1 protein-coding gene is annotated in these 480 nt (G+C 83.8%); it reads right to left on the bottom strand.

The features are described 5' to 3' along the window. Positions 1–480 (bottom strand): PucR family transcriptional regulator ligand-binding domain-containing protein (locus tag VR44_RS31745; RefSeq protein WP_211275158.1); only part of this gene is annotated, 480 nt, incomplete at both ends.

Genomic DNA, 480 nt, shown 5'->3' with positions numbered 1-480 from the left:
CGGCCACCCCTGCCCCGCCCGCCCCGGCGGCGGCGCCGGGCGTGCCGCCCCCCGCTCCCGGCTCGGCCCCCGGCCCCCACAGGGCCGCCCAGCCGCCCAGGCTCGCCGCCAGGCGGGACAGGGCCGCCGGGACGGGGTCCGGGCGGGCGGCGGCCGCCGCCAGGGACTGCTGGGCTTCGGTGACGCGGCGCAGCTCACGCGTGCGGGCCTCCGCCATCAGCCGCCACACCGTGCGGGCGACCGCCGTGAAGGGGGTTCCCGGGGGCACCTCCACCAGCGGGAGCCCGTACTCCGCGCACGCCTCCGCCAGACCGGGCGGCACCGTCTCGTGCACCGGCGTCACGCCGAAGCCCAGCCCCGCCACCCCGGCCCGCACCAGCCGCGCCACGTACGCCTCCACACCCGGAGCCGGGGCCGCTCCGGCCCCGCCCCCCGGAGCCCGGCGCCCCCCGGCGGCCGCGGCCGAATCCGAGGCCGCCC

Source organism: Streptomyces katrae (assembly GCF_000966975.1).
GTDB lineage: Bacteria > Actinomycetota > Actinomycetes > Streptomycetales > Streptomycetaceae > Streptomyces > Streptomyces katrae.
The sequence above is the reverse complement of the archived record's forward strand: the minus strand, read 5'-3'. Positions and strand labels throughout refer to the sequence as shown.